The organism is Pedobacter sp. KLB.chiD (assembly GCF_047040275.1).
GTDB lineage: Bacteria > Bacteroidota > Bacteroidia > Sphingobacteriales > Sphingobacteriaceae > Pedobacter.
The window spans coordinates 102,168-119,116 of the sequence record NZ_CP178207.1; the positions used below are offsets into that span (position 1 = coordinate 102,168).

Sequence of the window (16,949 nt, forward strand, 5' to 3'; positions counted from 1 at the left end):
TTATTTTAAGATCATTATGAAAAGAACGATTGTGGTTTTGGCTATACTGTTGTTTACAGTTACCGCCTTTGCCCAAAATACATATAAAGCCGTCATCAAAGACGCAAAGACAAACCAGGTACTTCCAGGAGCTACATTAAAAGTGATTGGGACGAACATTGGCACTAAATCAGATAGTGCAGGTATTGCAAGTATCGGTGGCATAGCTTCAGGTAAACAGATCATTCAGTTTAGTTATATAGGCTACCAGACCAAAACCGATACGCTGACCTTTCCCCTTGCTGAAACTAACCTTTTGACTGTTTTACTTACTGCAGCTGAAGAAAACCAGGAACTGGAGGATGTAGTAATCTCAGCTACAAGGAGCAGCCGTACCATAGATAATATTCCTACACGGGTCGAGGTTATCGCGGGGGAAGAACTGGATGAAAAGGGAAATATGAAACCTGGCGACATCCGCATGATGCTGGCAGAAAGTACGGGCATCCAGACCCAGCAGACTTCTGCGACCAGCGGAAACTCCAGTATCCGCATACAGGGACTGGACGGAAAATATACCCAGATCATTAGGGACGGTTTTCCGTTATACTCTGGTTTCTCGGGTGGATTGGGCCTGCTTCAGATTGCCCCATTGGATCTGCAGCAGGTAGAGGTGATCAAAGGTTCATCCTCCACCCTTTACGGTGGTGGAGCAATTGCTGGACTGGTAAACCTGGTTTCTAAAAAACCGACGGAAGCGCGTCAGCTTAATTTTCTTTTGAACGGTACTTCTGCTTTAGGGTTGGATGCCAGTGGTTTTTATGGGCAGAAATTTGATAAAATAGGTATCACGGTTTACGGTGCATATAACAAAGGGACGGCCTATGATCCTTCTGATATTGGCTTAACGGCTATCCCCAAGTTTGACCGTTTCACCCTGAACCCCAAATTATATTTTTATTTCAATGATGCGACTACGCTTTCGGCAGGAATCAACGCTACAACTGAAAAACGGATTGGCGGCGACCTGGAATACGTGAAGGGAAATGGCAGTGCTGCCCATTCTTATTTCGAACAGAATAAAACCGGGCGTTACAGTTCTCAGGTTGAGTTGGATCATAAACTGAGTGAAAAGGAAAAGCTGGTTATCCGCAATTCGGTGAGCTATTATGACCGGAGTATCGGATTGCCAAACTACCTGTTTTCAGGCGTTCAGGTATCTACTTATAGCGAGGCCAATTATAGCCGTAATGGCGAAAAAGCTGACTGGGTGTTGGGGATGAACTTTTTGACCGACAATTTTAATGAAGACCGCAACAGTAGCAATGCAGTAAGAAGTTACAATTATAACACGGTCGGGGCATTTGCGCAGAACACCTGGAACCTATCTGAAAAAATTAGTCTTGAATCAGGAGTAAGGGGAGATTACCACAATGAATATGGATTTTTCTTCTTACCAAGAATTTCCGGATTGTGGAAGATCAATGAACATTTTTCTACCCGCTTGGGCGGTGGTTTAGGTTATAAGGCGCCAACTGTATTTACCGAAGATGCCGAGCGGATCCAGTTCAGAAATGTAGCGCCTTTAGATGTGGCAAATACAAAAGCGGAACGCTCATATGGCGCCAACTATGATGTTAACTATCGCACCTCCTTGTTTGACGGAGCGGTTGGATTCAGCATCAACCAGATGTTTTTTTATACCCGTATCAATAACCCGATATTGTTGATGGCCTCTAGTGGTGGCAATCTCACCTATGTACAGCCGAAAGGCAATTTGGATACAAGGGGAATGGAAACTAATGCCAAAGTAACCTATGGTGATTTTAAACTTTTCATAGGTTATACATTGGCGGATGTAAACCAGCATACAGCAAGTGCCAGCACGGGTTATCCGCTGGTTTCAAAACACAGGTTAAATAATGTACTGATGTATGAGATTGAAGATAAGTGGAAGATCGGTGCCGAGGCGTACTATTTCAGCAAACAGTTGCTAAATGATGGTGCCACTGGTAAAAGCTATTGGACCGCCGGTCTGATGGCAGAAAAGCTTTGGGAACGGTTTTCAATTTTTGTGAATTTTGAGAATTTAACGGACACCAGGCAGACCAGCTTTGATTCGATATATACAGGAAGCATTACAAGTCCTGTTTTCAGGGACATCTATGCTCCTGTCGATGGGTTTGTGATAAACGGAGGGATAAAATTCAAACTTTAAACCTGGGGTAATTGACCTTTCTGTGTAGTTAATTCACATTTTAGCCGGGCCAGGGATTTGATATTTAAAAAATCCCTGGCCGGCTGATTTGAAACTTTCATCGCGGTTAAAAGCCATGTTCCATCAGAAGAGTCTATGTTGGCCGATAAGGTCAGTTCTGAAAGGTTGAAGGTTACCCCCTGTACTTGTCTCATCAATAAATGAAAACTTCCTTTCCTTTTTACCCAGATTATATGAAGTTTTTTGGTTTGGGCAAAGGAGGTTTCCGGTTGATTGTTCAAGTGGTGGAACTTTTGAATGATGGGTGAAAACCTGTAGGCTATAATTATTTAATTACAAAGTATTAAATTTTTTCAAACCAGGACTAAAAAAAATTGTTCTTAAATAAATTTATATATTTGGTAAAATTTTGAAAGTGAAAATATCCAGTTTGTTTCTCTGCTTCATTATCGTAATACTCAGCTGCATTCCATGCGCTGATGTATTGGCTATGGGCAAGTTGCATGGTGGACCTTTAACTGAAAAAAGCATAACAACACATTCTACAGAAAAAGAACGCAGTGATTTCTGTTCACCGTTCTGCGTTTGCTCGTGCTGTAACACCACTTCTGAAGTTATTTCTTCAACATCTCTTGTGGTAATCTCAAAACCAATAAGCTCAGAATATAATGAAGCTTACATGGGTGAGGTTATCTCTTTACCATTATCTGTTTGGCAGCCGCCTAAATTAAGTTAAAAATCGATCTTCATTTCGATGCTATGTTTTTGCCCGTAATCCATACGAGGCTACGCTGTGCATTGATCTGGCTTTTTTATTTTTTACTTAATTAAACAAATAATGCTGAAAAAAATTATTCAGTTTTCAATAGCGAACAAGCTTGTAATAGCCCTGTTCACTTTGGGGCTGATCGCATGGGGCGTATATTCCCTGAGACAACTTCCCATTGATGCCGTTCCCGATATCACCAATAATCAGGTTCAGGTCATAACCCTTAGCCCATCCCTTGCTACCCAGGAGGTAGAAAGGCTTATTTCCTATCCTGTAGAACAGACCATGTCCACCATACCTGAAATAGAGCAGGTACGCTCCATTTCAAGGTTCGGACTATCGGTTGTAACCATCGTATTCCATGATGATGTTGACATCTACTGGGCGCGGCAACAGGTAAACGAAAAGCTTGCCGAGGCCAAGAATAACATCCCATCAGGACTTGGTAATCCGGAAATATCCCCCATATCAACAGGTCTTGGGGAGATATACCAGTATGTAATCCATGCAAAGCCCGGATTCGAAAAGAAATTCAATGCACGCGAGCTGCGCAGCATCCAGGACTGGATCGTAAGGAGACAGCTCCTTGGTACGCCGGGCATTGCAGAGGTCAACAGTTTCGGTGGCCTTTTAAAGCAGTATGAGATTGCGCTTGATCCCGATAAACTGCGGAGCCTGAACCTGAGCATCAGCGATGTTTTCGCTGCCCTGGAACAGAATAACCAGAACACGGGGGGCGCCTATATAGACAAAAAGCCCAATGCCTATTTTATCAGGAGTGAAGGCCTAGTCGGCAATCTTGATGATATCAATAAGATCGTTGTCAAAAACAATGCGAACGGAATCCCGGTGCTTATCCACGATATCGCCACCGTACAGATTGGTAGTTCAATCCGTTATGGTGCTCTTACACGTGCAACAAAGGATGGAGAAGGTGAGGCTGTTGGCGGTATAGTAATGATGCTGAAAGGCGCAAATGCCAATAACGTGGTAAAACAGGTGAAGGCTAAGATAGACAGAATCAGTAAAACTCTACCGAAGGGGGTAACCATTGAGCCGTTCTTAGATAGAAGTGCGCTTGTTGATCGTGCCATGGGCACAGTAGCCAAAAACCTGATCGAGGGCGCCCTGATTGTTATTTTTGTCCTGGTTCTCTTTCTTGGGAATTTTAGGGCCGGGCTGGTTGTTGCCTCAGTGATTCCGCTAGCTATGCTTTTTGCGATTTCCCTGATGAACCTTTTTGGTGTATCGGGAAACCTGATGAGTCTTGGCGCGATAGATTTCGGACTTATCGTCGACGGGGCGGTAATTATTGTGGAAGCCACAATGCACATCCTCTCTGGGAATAAGCTTGGCCGCGCCTACTCGCAGGCCGAAATGGATGAGCAGGTTGAAAAATCTGCCGTCCGCATGATGAGTGCCGCTGCATTTGGACAGATCATCATTCTGATCGTTTATCTTCCCATCCTTGCCCTTGTAGGTATTGAAGGCAAGATGTTCGGTCCTATGGCACAAACCGTTTCCTTTGCCATATTGGGAGCCTTTATTTTGTCCCTTACCTATGTTCCTATGGTTTCCTCGCTGTTCTTAAGCAAAAAAGTTGCGCACAAAAAGAATTTTTCAGATCGGATGATGGATTTTTTCCAGCGCCGTTACACTCCAATGATCAAGGCTGCACTTAATAAAAGAATAATTGTTGTGACATCATCGGTTGTTCTTCTGGGCATCAGTATTTTTATCTTTACCCGGATGGGGGGAGAATTCATTCCCACCTTGGAGGAAGGTGATTTTGCGGTAGAAACCAGGCTACTTACCGGCAGTTCCCTTTCCCAGACTATTGATAAGGTAAATCAGGCTTCAAAAATCCTTGTGGAAAAGTTTCCTGAGGTGAAAGAAGTAATTGGTAAGGTTGGTGCTGCCGAGATTCCTACCGATCCCATGCCAATGGAAGCATGTGATCTGACCATCATACTCAAAGATAAAAAAGACTGGACCACTACCCATGATAGGGAAGAACTGGCCGAGTTGATGAGTAATGCACTTGAAGAAGTTCCCGGAGTTAGTTTTGGTTTTTCACAACCAATCCAATTACGCTCAAATGAACTTATCTCGGGAGTTAGACAGGATATTGGGATCAAAGTTTTCGGAGATGACCTCGAATCCCTCACTAGTATCTCCCAAAAGATCGGGAAAATTGTTTCGGGTGTAGAGGGCGCAAAAGATCTCTATCTGGAACAGGCAACCGGTCTGCCACAGATTGTGGTAAAGATCAACCGTGACCGGATTGCACAATATGGATTGAGCATAGGGACGGTTAACCAGGCACTCAACACTGCATTTGCAGGACAGTCTGCGGGGCTGGTATATGAGGGAGAGCAGCGTTACGATATTATTGTGCGCCTGTCCCAACAGAACCGCCAGGGTATTGATGATGTTAAAAATGTCTATGTGACTGCCCCGAACGGCAATCAGGTTCCACTTGACCAACTTGCTGACATAGAGTTTAAGATAGGTCCTAATCAGATTCAACGTGAGGATACCAAACGGCGCATCATAGTGGGGCTAAATGTCCGTGGGCGTGATATCCAGAGTGTGGTAACAGAGATCGAGCAGAAAATAAACGAACAGATCAAAATGCCCGCAGGATATTACATTACCTATGGAGGGCAGTTCGAAAACTTAAAAGAGGCGACACAAAGGCTCTCTATTGCTGTTCCGGTTGCACTTTTACTGATATTGCTATTGCTGTATTTCTCATTTGGATCTGTAAAACAGTCGATACTGATTTTTTCTGCTATTCCGATGGCCGCAATCGGCGGAATATTTGCGTTAATCTTAAGGGGAATGCCTTTCAGCATTTCCGCCGGTGTTGGATTTATTGCATTATTCGGGGTAGCCGTGCTCAACGGAATCGTACTGATTACCGAATTCAACAGATTGAAAAAAATGGATAAATATAGTATTAGGGACATTGTCCTCAAGGGAACTGCTATCCGTCTGAGACCTGTCCTGATGACCGCAACTGTAGCCTCTCTTGGGTTCCTTCCAATGGCAATATCCAGTGCAGCAGGCGCTGAGGTGCAGAAACCACTAGCAACCGTAGTAATCGGGGGACTGATTACTTCCACCATATTAACCTTAATCGTACTTCCAGTGCTATATACTTATTTTGAAGGTTGGAAAAGCAAAAAAACTGCCCTTCCAACAACTGTAGTTTCCCTAGCGGTGTTTTTTGGACTTTTCATTTTATCGGGACAGACCCAGGCGCAGACCGTTCCCGCCAAGGGTATGAGCCTTGAGCAGGCTTTGAGCACAGCATTGAGTAATAACCAGGCTGTGAAATCCTCCACCCTGCAGATTGGCAGGCAACAGGCGCTAAGGGGATCCTCAACAGATCTTGGAAAGACCAGCTTTGAGGTGCAGTACGGACAGATGAATACCATCAAACGCGACAATAACTTTTCGGCTTCTCAGAACATACCCTATCCGGGGCTGTTCAAAAGTCAGCGCAACTTGTATGATGCGCAGATCAGGGGAGCGGAAATCGGCCTTCAGGTAACACAGAGAGAACTTTCCTATCAGGTGAAAAGCGTTTACGCCCAGTTGGGCTATTTCATTGCCCTTCAAAAGCTTTACAAAAGCCAGGACAGTGTTTACAGTAACTTTCTGAAGGCCGCCTCATTGAGGTACCAGGCAGGAGAGACCAATCTACTTGAAAAAACTACTGCTGAAACTCAGTATAATGAGGTTCGCAACCAGATGAGCAAGAATGAAGCTGATATCCTTGCCTATACCGCCGAACTTAAGCGCTTGCTGAATACCAGGGAACAGATCAGTATCATGAACGCGGAATTTGGCCAGGTAGTCTGGAATGTTAGCCAGGCTGATACCGTTACATCAGAAAATCCAATTCTTGCGCTGCAGGCCCAGCAGATAGATATTGCCGACAAGACGGTAAGGCTCGAGCGCTCACGCTCCGGCCCCGATTTCAGTATCGGCTATTTCAACCAGTCCATTATCGGAGCACAGAATGTTGGCGGTCAGGATCTTTATTTTAATGGAGGCAAACGTTTTCAGGGGGTTTCTGCAGGGATCTCCATACCGCTTTTCTTTAAGCCTTTCTCCTCAAGGATAAAAGCGGCAAAGATAGATAAGCAGGTAGCCGAAAGCGATTTTATCCTTTCCCAGACAGATCTTCGTGGAAGGTATGAGCAGGCCTTCCAGGACCTTCAGAAAAATTCCAGAAGTATCGCCTATTATAAGAACAGTGCCCTGCCGAATGCCAACCTGATCCTAAAGCAGTCCCAGATTGCATTTCAGGCAGGGGAGATCGGCTATGTAGAATATCTGCAGGCCCTGCGTACCTACTCTGATATCCGCTTCAGCTATCTGGAGGCCATCAACCAATACAATCAATCAGTATACACATTACAGTACCTAAAAGGTCAATAACAATATAAAAATGAAAAAAATATTTAAAGCCCTCAGCCGATTATCTTACATAGGGGCACTGGCAGTAGTGCTTTCTTCTTGCGGCAGCAAGGAAAAAGATGGCGCTGGAACAGAAGCCTCTGGAGACAGCACGGCCACCGAGGAAAGCAACTCAGTAGAGCTCAGCCAGTCACAGTTCAAGTCTGTAGGGATAGAGCTGGGAAGTCCCGAGCTCCGTGCACTCAGCGGTATGCTGAAAGTAAACGGCTTTATTGACGTGCCACCACAGAACCTGGTGAGCATTACCACTCAGATGGGTGGTATTGTAAAATCCACCCCGCTGTTACAGGGGACAAAGGTGAGCAAAGGTCAGGTTATTGCCATACTCCAGAATCAGGAATATGTGCAGATGCAACAGGATTACTTGGAGAGCAAAAGCCAGCTTGAACTTTCGGATTCTGAATACAAAAGACAACAAACCCTTGCCCAGCAGAACGTTAATGCTCAAAAAACACTCCAACAGGCCAAAGCAGCTTATCTGGGAAATCTTGCAAGGGAAAATGCATTAAAGCAACGTCTTCAACTGATCAATATCAATCCATCCTCGTTAAACGCCGGCAATATCCGTAGTCAGATAAATATTTACTCGCCGATCAATGGTTATGTAACCAAGGTTAACGTAAATACTGGCAAATTCGTGGCCCCCAATGATGCAATGTTCGAAATCGTAAACAGTTCGAATCTCCACGTTGAGCTCAACGTTTTCGAAAAAGATGCACAGAAGGTAAAAAAAGGACAGAAGGTGCTTTTTTCACTCACCAATGATTCAACCCAGCGTACTGCTGTCGTACAGCTGGTAGGCGGTGAGATCAATGCCGATAAGACCGTGACCGTTCATGCTATTGCCCAGGGAAGCGCCGGGTTTATCCCCGGTACCTACCTTAAGGCTTTCATCGAAACAGGTGCCGTGCAGGTAATGGCTTTGCCTTCTGCAGCGGTTGTAGACTTTGAGGGCAAAAAATACATTTTCGTCCAGAACTCGGCGGACAAAAAGGCAAAGGAACCAGCAAAAAACGAATCCGGAAACAAAGAGGGCGCCACTGAGGCCGGCCATCATTTTGAAATGGTAGAGGTTACAACGGGTATATCCGACGGCGGTTATATAGAGGTAACCATGCCTTCGGGACGGGATTTTACAGGCAAGGTTGTACTTAAAGGTACATATGATCTGCTGTCAAAAATGAAGAACAGCGAAGAAGAGTAAAGTCCCCACAAAGGATTTTTAGTACACACATTGAATAAAGGTGCCTCGTTAGGGAGGCATCTTTTTAAAAAAAGTGAACTCACACGGGCAGAGAATACAGATAAAGCGGTTGCCCTGAATATTCAACAAAAATCAATTTACCCCGATATGGAAAACAAGAAGAAAAAATCCGACACCAAATCATCTGCCAAAAAGCCTGTAGTCCGGAAGGAAGGCTCAGATTCCAAAGAAACAAAAGCGAAGCCGGTAAAGGAAGAAATCAAAACTTCTTCACAGCCTATTTCTGAAAAACCATCCAAGAAGGGAAAAGAAGCTGAAAAGGAGAAAGAGGCTCATCTTGACCATGCTGAAGAGGAAGGTCATGATCATGAACATGGCGGGATTTTCGGGAAGAACACGGAAATGATCTTCGCCTTTATCTGTGGCGCGGCGCTGGGGATAGGATTTGGAATTTCTTTCATAGACGGTGTTCCCGAATGGGCAAGCCTTGCACTCTACATAACAGCCTATTTCTTTGGCGGTTTCTTTACGGCCAAGGAAGCAGTTGAAACTATACTGAAAGGTGGCTTTGAGATCGATTTTCTGATGCTGGTCGCCGCAATCGGCGCAGCAATCCTGGGTTCCTGGGCCGAAGGCGCATTATTGCTCTTCCTGTTCAGTCTGGGACATGCGATGGAACACTATGCGATGGGCAAGGCAAGAAAATCTATAGCGGCCCTTACCAGTCTGGCTCCCCCGACAGCCCTGGTTGTCCGGGATGGCAAGGAATCTGAGGTGCGCATCGAAGATCTTCAGCTTGGAGATGTCATTATCATCAAGCCCAACAGCAAGATTCCGGCAGACGGAGTGGTTGTAAAGGGTGAGGGCAGTGTCAACCAGGCTCCTATTACGGGTGAGAGTGTGCCAGTGGACAAATCACCCGTACCGGACGCATCAAAGGACTATTCTGCCGAAAAAACCATCAAGCCCCAGTTCCGTGTATTTGCCGGAACAATCAACGGAGCCTCGGTTCTGGAGGTTAAGGTAATCAGGGAAGCCAAGGATTCTACCATCTCACGCCTGATCAAAATGGTAAATGAGGCGGAAAAACAAAAATCCCCAACGCAGCTATTTACCGACAGGTTCGAAAAGTATTTCGTTCCGGTTGTACTGGTTCTGGTGACCGCACTATGTTTTGCATTCCTGGTTATTGATGAGCCGTTTAGCAAAAGTTTTTACCGCGCGATGTCCGTACTGGTTGCTGCAAGCCCGTGCGCTTTGGCGATTTCTACCCCAAGCGCAGTACTTAGCGGTATTGCAAGGGCTGCACGTGGCGGAGTCCTTATAAAGGGAGGGCGGCCACTGGAAGATCTGGGCGAACTCAACGCAATCGCGTTCGACAAGACCGGAACACTTACCGAAGGCAAGCCCCAGCTCACAAACGTGATTCCACTGAATGACATATCAGAAGAGGAACTAATGGGTATTGCTGTTGCAGTTGAAAAACTCAGCGATCACCCGCTGGCCGAGGCAATTGTAAAAGGCGCACTCGAAAAAATGAAGAAAAAATCCGTTCCGGAGGCACATAACGTCAAGGGCATTACCGGGAGAGGTGTTCAGGCGGAGGTCAACGGTAAAAAAGTATTCATTGGAAACAAGGCCCTTTTTGAAAAGGATGGAATACCCGAAGATATTCTCAAACAGGTTGAAGAGCTGGAAAAGGGCGGACATACTTCGATGCTTGTCAGGGTCGATAACGATTTCATCGGCATTCTTTCCCTTATGGATGTTCCCCGTGAAGAGGCAAAACATGTGCTTAAAGAACTAGAAGAGCTGGGGATCAAAAAAATGATTATGCTCACCGGGGACAACCAACAGGTTGCAGAAGCGGTAGCTAAACAGATCGGTGTAACCGAGGCATGGGGCAACCTTATGCCGGAAGACAAAGTCAAGGCAGTACAGAAACTCGCCAAATCAGAAAAAATGGTTGCGATGGTGGGAGACGGCGTGAATGATGCCCCGGCCATGGCCAAGAGTACCGTAGGTATCGCTATGGGCGCTGCGGGATCTGATGTTGCTTTGGAAACAGCAGATATTGCCCTGATGGGCGATAAGCTGGAAAGCCTTCCCTTTGCCATCGGGCTTAGCCGTAAAGCCAGGGGCATCATCAAACAGAACCTCTGGATATCTCTCGGTGTTGTCGGAGCGCTTATTCCGCTGACCATTCTTGGAATCGCATCTATTGGCCCGGCTGTGATCGCCCATGAAGGCTCTACGCTGGTTGTAGTATTCAATGCGCTGCGCTTACTTGCTTACGACAACGGACATAATAAAAAAGCACCGAAAAAGAGGAAAAAATAAGACATGTTCAAAAAGGTTAAAAAATTCTTGAAGGCCCTGGGGCCGGGCATCGTTACCGGTGCGAGTGACGATGACCCATCAGGTATTGCCACCTATTCACAGGCCGGCGCAAAATATGGGCTTGCTACGCTCTGGACAGTGATCATTACGTTCCCCCTGATGACAGCAATCCAGGAGATCTGCGCCCGCATCGGGCTGATCACGACTGTCGGGCTGACCACAACGCTTAAGAAACACTATCCAAAATGGGTACTGTACCTGATGATTATATTCAGTGTGCCGGCTATTGTCCTGAACATTGGTGCCGATATCGCTGGTATGGGCGCTGTGGCGCACCTCATATTTCCTGCCGTTCATGCCATTGTTTTTAGTGTACTATTCACCGGAATATTGCTGTTCTTTATCATTTATCTGCCTTATTCTACATTCGTCTCGGTGCTGAAATATCTTTGTTTGACCCTGATGCTTTATATTGTTGTTCCTTTTTTTACAAGGCCCGACTGGACAGCGGTGATGAAGGCTACCTTTATCCCAACCATCAAATGGAACAAGGAATTTATAGGTATGCTGGTTGCAATTCTTGGTACGACGATATCGCCCTACCTTTTCTTCTGGCAGACCGCAATGGAGGCCGAAGATGTAAAATCCCTAAAGCGGCAAATGATGGTCAATAAAAGGCTTGTCAGTATAAATGGGGGAAAACTCACCGGCAAAGACCACAAAAAGAAAGAAAACAGACTTCTTGGACTGCTCATCAGCAAAATGTCGCTGGACGTAAATCTGGGTATGCTGCTTTCCAATATGATTATGTTCTTTACGATCCTGGCTACCGGCACAGCTTTGTATAATCAGGGAATCCATCAGATAGATACTGTTGAGCAGGCTGCCAAGGCACTTGAGCCTGTTGCAGGAAAGGCATCATACCTACTTTTTGCACTCGGGGTAATAGGAACAGGATTTCTCGCTATTCCCGTACTAAGCGGAAGCCTGTCCTACATCATATCCGAGACATTCGGTTGGAAGGGAAATTTGGACAGAAAATTCAATCAGGCAAAGCCTTTTTATGCTGTGATTATTATTTCGGTTATCCTAGGTCTATTGATGAACTATATCGGGATCAGCCCCGTAGACGCTCTGCTATATACCGCTATACTTTACGGGGTGACCTCCCCTGTGATCATTGCAATACTGTTGCATATTTCAAACAACCGCAAGGTTATGGGAGAGTATACCAATGGCAGGGTTTCCAATATTCTTGGCCTGTTAACTTTTCTCCTGATGGCCGTTTCGGCAATATTCCTGATCTATCTACAGTTTACCTCATAAAATATAGGCAGCCAAAACACCCCATAAAAAATCATGAGAGATAAGATTCCATTTCCGGTTTTAATTACGACCCTAGTATTTTTAGGTCTTATGGGCAGGTTTATGGTTGCTGAGTCGCATATTTCAAGCTATTTTGAAAGAGCCGATAAAAGTCTTCTTCTCTTTGCCAATCAGAATCATTCCGGTTTTTGGGACGCTGTAATGAAGGAGTCGGCCAGCTTTTGGTTCTGGATACCCTTCTACTGTTTTCTCTTATTAAGGCTGGTTACCTATGACCCTGTCAGATTTTCAAGGATGGCCATTTTTATCATTGTTTATCTGATGGTTTCTCTGGGAGGCCTGTTGAGTTTCAATGCATTTTTTGGTCATTTACGTCCGCTATATGACCATGAGTTCCGAAGTTCTCTTAGAATCGGTGTCGGCGGTGCTGGCGCCGTTTATGGCTGTCTTCCGGTCTGCTCGGCTGCGGCAGGTCTTGCATTTCTGCTTGCACTGTTTTTTGGCAGGCGATATGTAAGTCTAAATGTTCTAACAGGTCTATGGGCCTTGCTTTACATTTACAGCAGAGCCTATAACAGCTGGAACTACCCCCGGGAAATCCTTATCGGCACAGGTCTTAGCCTTACCCTTGGGTACCTTTCCTTTCGTGCCTATAGATTTTATTTAAGAAAGAATTATGCAGGTTAAACAACTTATTTCCTTAAACATACTGCTGTTTGCGGCGGTTCCGGTCATCTTACTTATAATCGGTGGCATGATCGTAACCTGGAAAAAGCCCACGGCTGCTGTGCAGAGTACGATCCTACACTTTGCTGCAGGGGTAGTTTTTTCAGTCGTGGCAGTCGAGCTTTTGCCAGATATGATCAGGATCCATGATACAACCGCAATAATTATAGGTTTTACCCTGGGTATTTCTGCCATGCTTTTGATCAAATGGTATACCGCCAGACTTGAGCTCAAAATGGGCGGAACAAACGACGGCAGGCTTTTGCCTTGGGGAATGCTTATCGCGGTAGGCATTGACCTGCTGCTGGACGGCCTTCTTCTAGGGATAGGTTTTGCGGCGGGATCAAAAGAAGGAACCCTGCTTGCACTGGCCCTTGCGATGGAATGCCTTTCGCTGGGACTCGCAGTAGGTACCAGGCTAACCAAGCTTGGAAGTTCAAAAAGGAGGCTGATCAAAGTGCTCTTGCTATTTGGCCTGGTTTTTCTATTGGGAACAGGGGGAGGTTTTTTCATGCTGCATTTTACAGGAGAAAAAATGCTAGAACTTGTACTCTCATTTGGTAGCGCAGCCTTACTGTTTTTAGTTACCGAGGAACTTCTTGTCGAAGCCCATGAAGAAAAGGATTCTCCATTTTTTACCGCGGCTTTTTTCTTAGGATTTCTTGTGTTTATGATTCTGGGACTCATTATTTAATCTAAAACAATGCACATTATCACTAAAATCAGCCAGCTCGATGCGCACCATAAACTTTATTTCTCACTGGGTGTTGCTCTTGCCGTCCTTGGTATTTGCTATGTTATGGAACTGCAAACCTCGGTCAGGTGGATGGTGGCGTGGCTAACCTATGCAACCACCAGCATAGCACTTGCGTGGATAACCATTAACTCCTCGCATCCCAGTCAGATAAAACACGATGCCCATGCGCAGGATTCAAGCAGGACGCTCATTTTTCTTTTTGCCATCACCGCTGCATTTGCCAGTCTTTTTTCCATTATTATCCTTTTGCGCGAGAATTCGGAAAAGACCGATCAAAGCCTTTTTATGACCATCGTGATTCCGTTGCTCTGCGTGGTTAGCTCATGGTGGCTGGTTCATACCGTCTTTACCATGCGGTATGCACATTTCTATTATTGTGACATTGAGCATGAGAAGAAAGGAAAAATAGAAAAGCCCGGAGGACTGATCTTTCCGGGAGAGGAAGATCCGGATTATATGGATTTTGTCTATTTCGCTTTCGTTATAGGAATGACTTTTCAGGTATCTGACGTAGAAATCTCCTCCAAACGGATCCGAAGGCTTGCATGGATGCACGGTGTGCTTTCATTTGCTTTTAATACCGTAATAGTTGCCCTGACAATCAATGTGCTCTCGGGAATGATCCAAAAATAATCTAACATAAAACTAAAAACCTATGGACTGGACAACAGAACATTTTCCACTTGAGATGAAGGACCTTGACCCAAGGGTGAGGGAAAAAGCGATCGAGATCTCGAACGAACTTAGAATTACCAGAGAGGTAAGCGAACTCAATATTGTAGAGGTTGCAATCAACAGGGCCCAGCAATGGTTTATTAACCTGGAGGGGTAATGGCAGAGCAGAGATTATCCCCCGGTCACACAAAATATAATGCAAACCGCGGAAAGGTATCCACAAGGCTCCTCACCGATCTTAAAACATTGAATAAAATGCAGACAAAGAAAAAAAACAACGCCCGGCCCACTGCTGCCAGGGCAGGTGGGCCAACCACAAAAAAGAAGAAGGCAAAGGGGCCACAGAAGTCGGTCTTCCTGATGGTATTTTATTGGATACTGGCGCTGCTCCTGGCACTCGCCATTTATTTTAAAGCCAAACATTTCTATAATTCACATTGGAACAAGGATACCAAGGAAAAAAGCAACGATTCTGATATCAATACCCCCGGATCTAAAAAATAAACCATGAAACAGATTTTTATGAAAAGCCGATATAGTGTACTATATTCCTTTATCTTTTTCTTCATCTGTGTCTCGACCATACTGAGAATCAGTTTTACTGCGATTTCGCTCGGAAAGGCGGGGCTGGGATTTGGAGAAATTCTCACGGCTTTTGCTAAAGGATTTGTCTTCGATCTTGGGGTGGCCACATATTTCAGTGTATTTTATGCACTTTATCTGCTCATCCTTCCCCAAAAATGGAACAGAACTGGATTTAATAAGGTTTTTACCCATATCCTTCTTTTTCTAATGGTCTTGATTTCGGTATTTTCTTTTTTCGCAGAATTTACTTTTTGGCGGGAATTTGAGAGCCGTTTTAACTTTATAGCAGTAGACTATCTCGTTTATACTTATGAGGTTGTGCACAACATCAACGAATCCTATCCGCTCCCTCTTTTAATCTCCGGCGTTGTCATCATCTCCCTTTTATGGAACTATCTTATGAAGGGGGCATTCAAAAAGAGCTTTGAATCTGCTACACCTTTTGCCCATCGCTCGGTAAACACAGCTCTGGTAATTTTAACAGCAATATTTTATACTCTCCAGGTAAATAATTCTTGGGGGGATAAAAGCGGTAACCGATATGCAGGCGAAATTTCCAAGGCCGGCATATATTCCTTCATCGCAGCTTTCCGAGCTAATGAGCTTAGCTACGATCAGTTTTATCCGATGATCGCAAATGAACTTGCTTTTAGTACCGTAAGAAAAGAACTCTCTTCTCCCTCTAGTAGGTTTATCCTCAATGGACCTTCGGTACGTAGATCGGTTCTAGCCGGTAATGGACAGGGGGAACCCAATGTCATTATGGTAGTCATGGAGAGTTTCAGCGCCGATTATATGGGCACTTTTGGCAATACGCAAAAACTGACACCCGTTCTGGATTCGCTGGCCAAAGCGAGCATCCTTTTTGAGCGCATGTATGCAACAGGCACCCGTACCGTGCGAGGGATGGAGGCGCTTTCCCTCGCCGTTCCGCCAACACCGGGGAATAGTATTGTAAGGCGGGGTAATAATGCAAACCTGAGTACAATAGGCAGTATTTTTTCCAACCGGGGGTATTCCACAGGCTTTTTTTATGGCGGGGACGGTTACTTTGACAATATGAACCAATTCTTCGGAAGCAATGGCTATGACATAACAGATAGGGGAAGGAAACTTACAATGGGCGATGCCTATCTGGGAAAACGGACCATACTGACCGATAGCGAAGTGAGCTTTGAAAATGCCTGGGGCGTTTCGGACGGGGATCTTTTCGCTGCGGTAATCCGTGATGCGGATAAAAGGCACTCCTTAAAGAAGCCTTTCTACGATTTTGTCATGACCACTTCCAACCATCGGCCCTTTACCTATCCCAAGGGAAAAATAGATATTCCACCAGGCACAGGAAGAGAGGGCGCGGTAAAATATACCGATTATGCCATTGGGGAATTTTTAAGAAATGCCCGGAAAAAACCGTGGTTCAGCAATACCGTGTTTATATTCATTGCCGATCACTGTGCGGAAAGCGCAGGAAAGAATGAGATTGATATCTCCCGTTACCATATCCCGGCGATGATCTATAATCTAAAGGGGCAGTCCCCTTTCAAAGTCCCTGCGCTATGTTCGCAGATAGATCTCTATCCGACCTTGTTCGGCCTGTTGAAATGGGATTTTCAGAGCAATAACTATGGAATGGATGTACGCTCAGCTGGTTACCGCCCAAGGATATTACTTGGGACCTATCAAAAGCTAGGTTATCTCCGTAGCGACACCCTTGTGGTACTCAGTCCAAGGAAAGCCCCGCAGAGCTATCTTTATGATTTCAAAACCAATACACAGACCTCAGCGAAATCTTCTGAAACACTTGGAAGGGAAGCCATTTCTTATTATCAGAGTGCCTATTATCTCTTTAGGACAGGCGGATTAAAAAAATAAGAATATT

13 protein-coding genes are annotated in these 16,949 nt (G+C 45.1%); 12 read left to right on the plus strand and 1 reads right to left on the minus strand.

The features are described 5' to 3' along the window. Positions 1–16: 16 nt before the first annotated feature. Entirely contained in the window at positions 17–2,197 is a 2,181-nt protein-coding gene (locus tag ACK1I8_RS00510; RefSeq protein ID WP_412467439.1) for a TonB-dependent receptor, read from the plus strand. Here the strand turns inward: ACK1I8_RS00510 and ACK1I8_RS00515 are convergent. Beyond that, the gene (locus tag ACK1I8_RS00515) at positions 2,194–2,391 is read right to left on the minus strand and encodes a hypothetical protein (RefSeq protein ID WP_412467440.1); all 198 of its coding nucleotides are present in this window, start codon (positions 2,389–2,391) and stop codon (positions 2,194–2,196) included. The two genes, ACK1I8_RS00510 and ACK1I8_RS00515, sit on opposite strands and share 4 nt — an antisense overlap. Before the next feature lie 221 nt (positions 2,392–2,612). Between ACK1I8_RS00515 and ACK1I8_RS00520 the strand changes: the two genes are divergently transcribed. From ACK1I8_RS00520 to ACK1I8_RS00570, 11 genes are all read left to right on the plus strand, one after another. Beyond that, positions 2,613–2,933 (plus strand): DUF6660 family protein, encoded by a 321-nt coding sequence (locus ACK1I8_RS00520; protein WP_412469338.1) that lies wholly within the window; start codon positions 2,613–2,615, stop codon positions 2,931–2,933. 102 nt (positions 2,934–3,035) lie between these two features. Continuing rightward, entirely contained in the window at positions 3,036–7,418 is a 4,383-nt protein-coding gene (locus ACK1I8_RS00525; protein WP_412467441.1) for a CusA/CzcA family heavy metal efflux RND transporter, read from the plus strand. Positions 7,419–7,428: 10 nt separating this feature from the next. Next, a complete protein-coding gene (locus ACK1I8_RS00530; protein ID WP_412467442.1) occupies positions 7,429–8,661 on the plus strand; it encodes an efflux RND transporter periplasmic adaptor subunit in 1,233 nt (410 codons plus the stop codon). A gap of 30 nt (positions 8,662–8,691) precedes the next feature. Further along, complete coding sequence (locus ACK1I8_RS00535) at positions 8,692–11,001, plus strand: heavy metal translocating P-type ATPase (RefSeq protein ID WP_412467443.1); 2,310 nt, start codon at positions 8,692–8,694, stop codon at positions 10,999–11,001. A 3-nt stretch (positions 11,002–11,004) separates the two neighbouring features. After that, positions 11,005–12,327 (plus strand): NRAMP family divalent metal transporter, encoded by a 1,323-nt coding sequence (locus ACK1I8_RS00540; RefSeq protein ID WP_412467444.1) that lies wholly within the window; start codon positions 11,005–11,007, stop codon positions 12,325–12,327. Positions 12,328–12,360: 33 nt separating this feature from the next. After that, positions 12,361–13,014 (plus strand): hypothetical protein, encoded by a 654-nt coding sequence (locus tag ACK1I8_RS00545; protein WP_412467445.1) that lies wholly within the window; start codon positions 12,361–12,363, stop codon positions 13,012–13,014. Beyond that, entirely contained in the window at positions 13,004–13,747 is a 744-nt protein-coding gene (locus ACK1I8_RS00550; RefSeq protein ID WP_412467446.1) for a ZIP family metal transporter, read from the plus strand. Before ACK1I8_RS00545 ends, ACK1I8_RS00550 begins: the two co-directional genes overlap by 11 nt. Before the next feature lie 9 nt (positions 13,748–13,756). After that, a complete protein-coding gene (locus tag ACK1I8_RS00555; RefSeq protein WP_412467447.1) occupies positions 13,757–14,443 on the plus strand; it encodes a DUF1345 domain-containing protein in 687 nt (228 codons plus the stop codon). A 22-nt stretch (positions 14,444–14,465) separates the two neighbouring features. Beyond that, on the plus strand, positions 14,466–14,642 hold the full coding sequence (locus ACK1I8_RS00560; protein ID WP_412467448.1) for a hypothetical protein: 177 nt from the start codon (positions 14,466–14,468) through the stop codon (positions 14,640–14,642). 98 nt (positions 14,643–14,740) lie between these two features. Beyond that, positions 14,741–14,989: a hypothetical protein gene (locus tag ACK1I8_RS00565; protein ID WP_412467449.1), complete on the plus strand. Its 249-nt coding sequence runs from the start codon at positions 14,741–14,743 to the stop codon at positions 14,987–14,989. A 3-nt stretch (positions 14,990–14,992) separates the two neighbouring features. Further along, positions 14,993–16,942: an LTA synthase family protein gene (locus ACK1I8_RS00570; protein ID WP_412467450.1), complete on the plus strand. Its 1,950-nt coding sequence runs from the start codon at positions 14,993–14,995 to the stop codon at positions 16,940–16,942. Positions 16,943–16,949 lie beyond the last annotated feature (7 nt).

Excerpts from the sequence above, each read along its gene's own strand:
- ACK1I8_RS00510 (WP_412467439.1), top strand. The coding sequence starts at position 17 with ATGAAAAGAACGATTGTGGTTTTGGCTATACTGTTGTTTACAGTTACC.
- ACK1I8_RS00570 (WP_412467450.1), top strand. The coding sequence starts at position 14,993 with ATGAAACAGATTTTTATGAAAAGCCGATATAGTGTACTATATTCCTTT.
- ACK1I8_RS00545 (WP_412467445.1), top strand. The coding sequence starts at position 12,361 with ATGAGAGATAAGATTCCATTTCCGGTTTTAATTACGACCCTAGTATTT.
- ACK1I8_RS00540 (WP_412467444.1), top strand. The coding sequence starts at position 11,005 with ATGTTCAAAAAGGTTAAAAAATTCTTGAAGGCCCTGGGGCCGGGCATC.
- ACK1I8_RS00525 (WP_412467441.1), top strand. The coding sequence starts at position 3,036 with ATGCTGAAAAAAATTATTCAGTTTTCAATAGCGAACAAGCTTGTAATA.
- ACK1I8_RS00560 (WP_412467448.1), top strand. The coding sequence starts at position 14,466 with ATGGACTGGACAACAGAACATTTTCCACTTGAGATGAAGGACCTTGAC.
- ACK1I8_RS00530 (WP_412467442.1), top strand. The coding sequence starts at position 7,429 with ATGAAAAAAATATTTAAAGCCCTCAGCCGATTATCTTACATAGGGGCA.
- ACK1I8_RS00555 (WP_412467447.1), top strand. The coding sequence starts at position 13,757 with ATGCACATTATCACTAAAATCAGCCAGCTCGATGCGCACCATAAACTT.
- ACK1I8_RS00515 (WP_412467440.1), bottom strand. The coding sequence starts at position 2,391 with ATGAGACAAGTACAGGGGGTAACCTTCAACCTTTCAGAACTGACCTTA.
- ACK1I8_RS00565 (WP_412467449.1), top strand. The coding sequence starts at position 14,741 with ATGCAGACAAAGAAAAAAAACAACGCCCGGCCCACTGCTGCCAGGGCA.
- ACK1I8_RS00550 (WP_412467446.1), top strand. The coding sequence starts at position 13,004 with ATGCAGGTTAAACAACTTATTTCCTTAAACATACTGCTGTTTGCGGCG.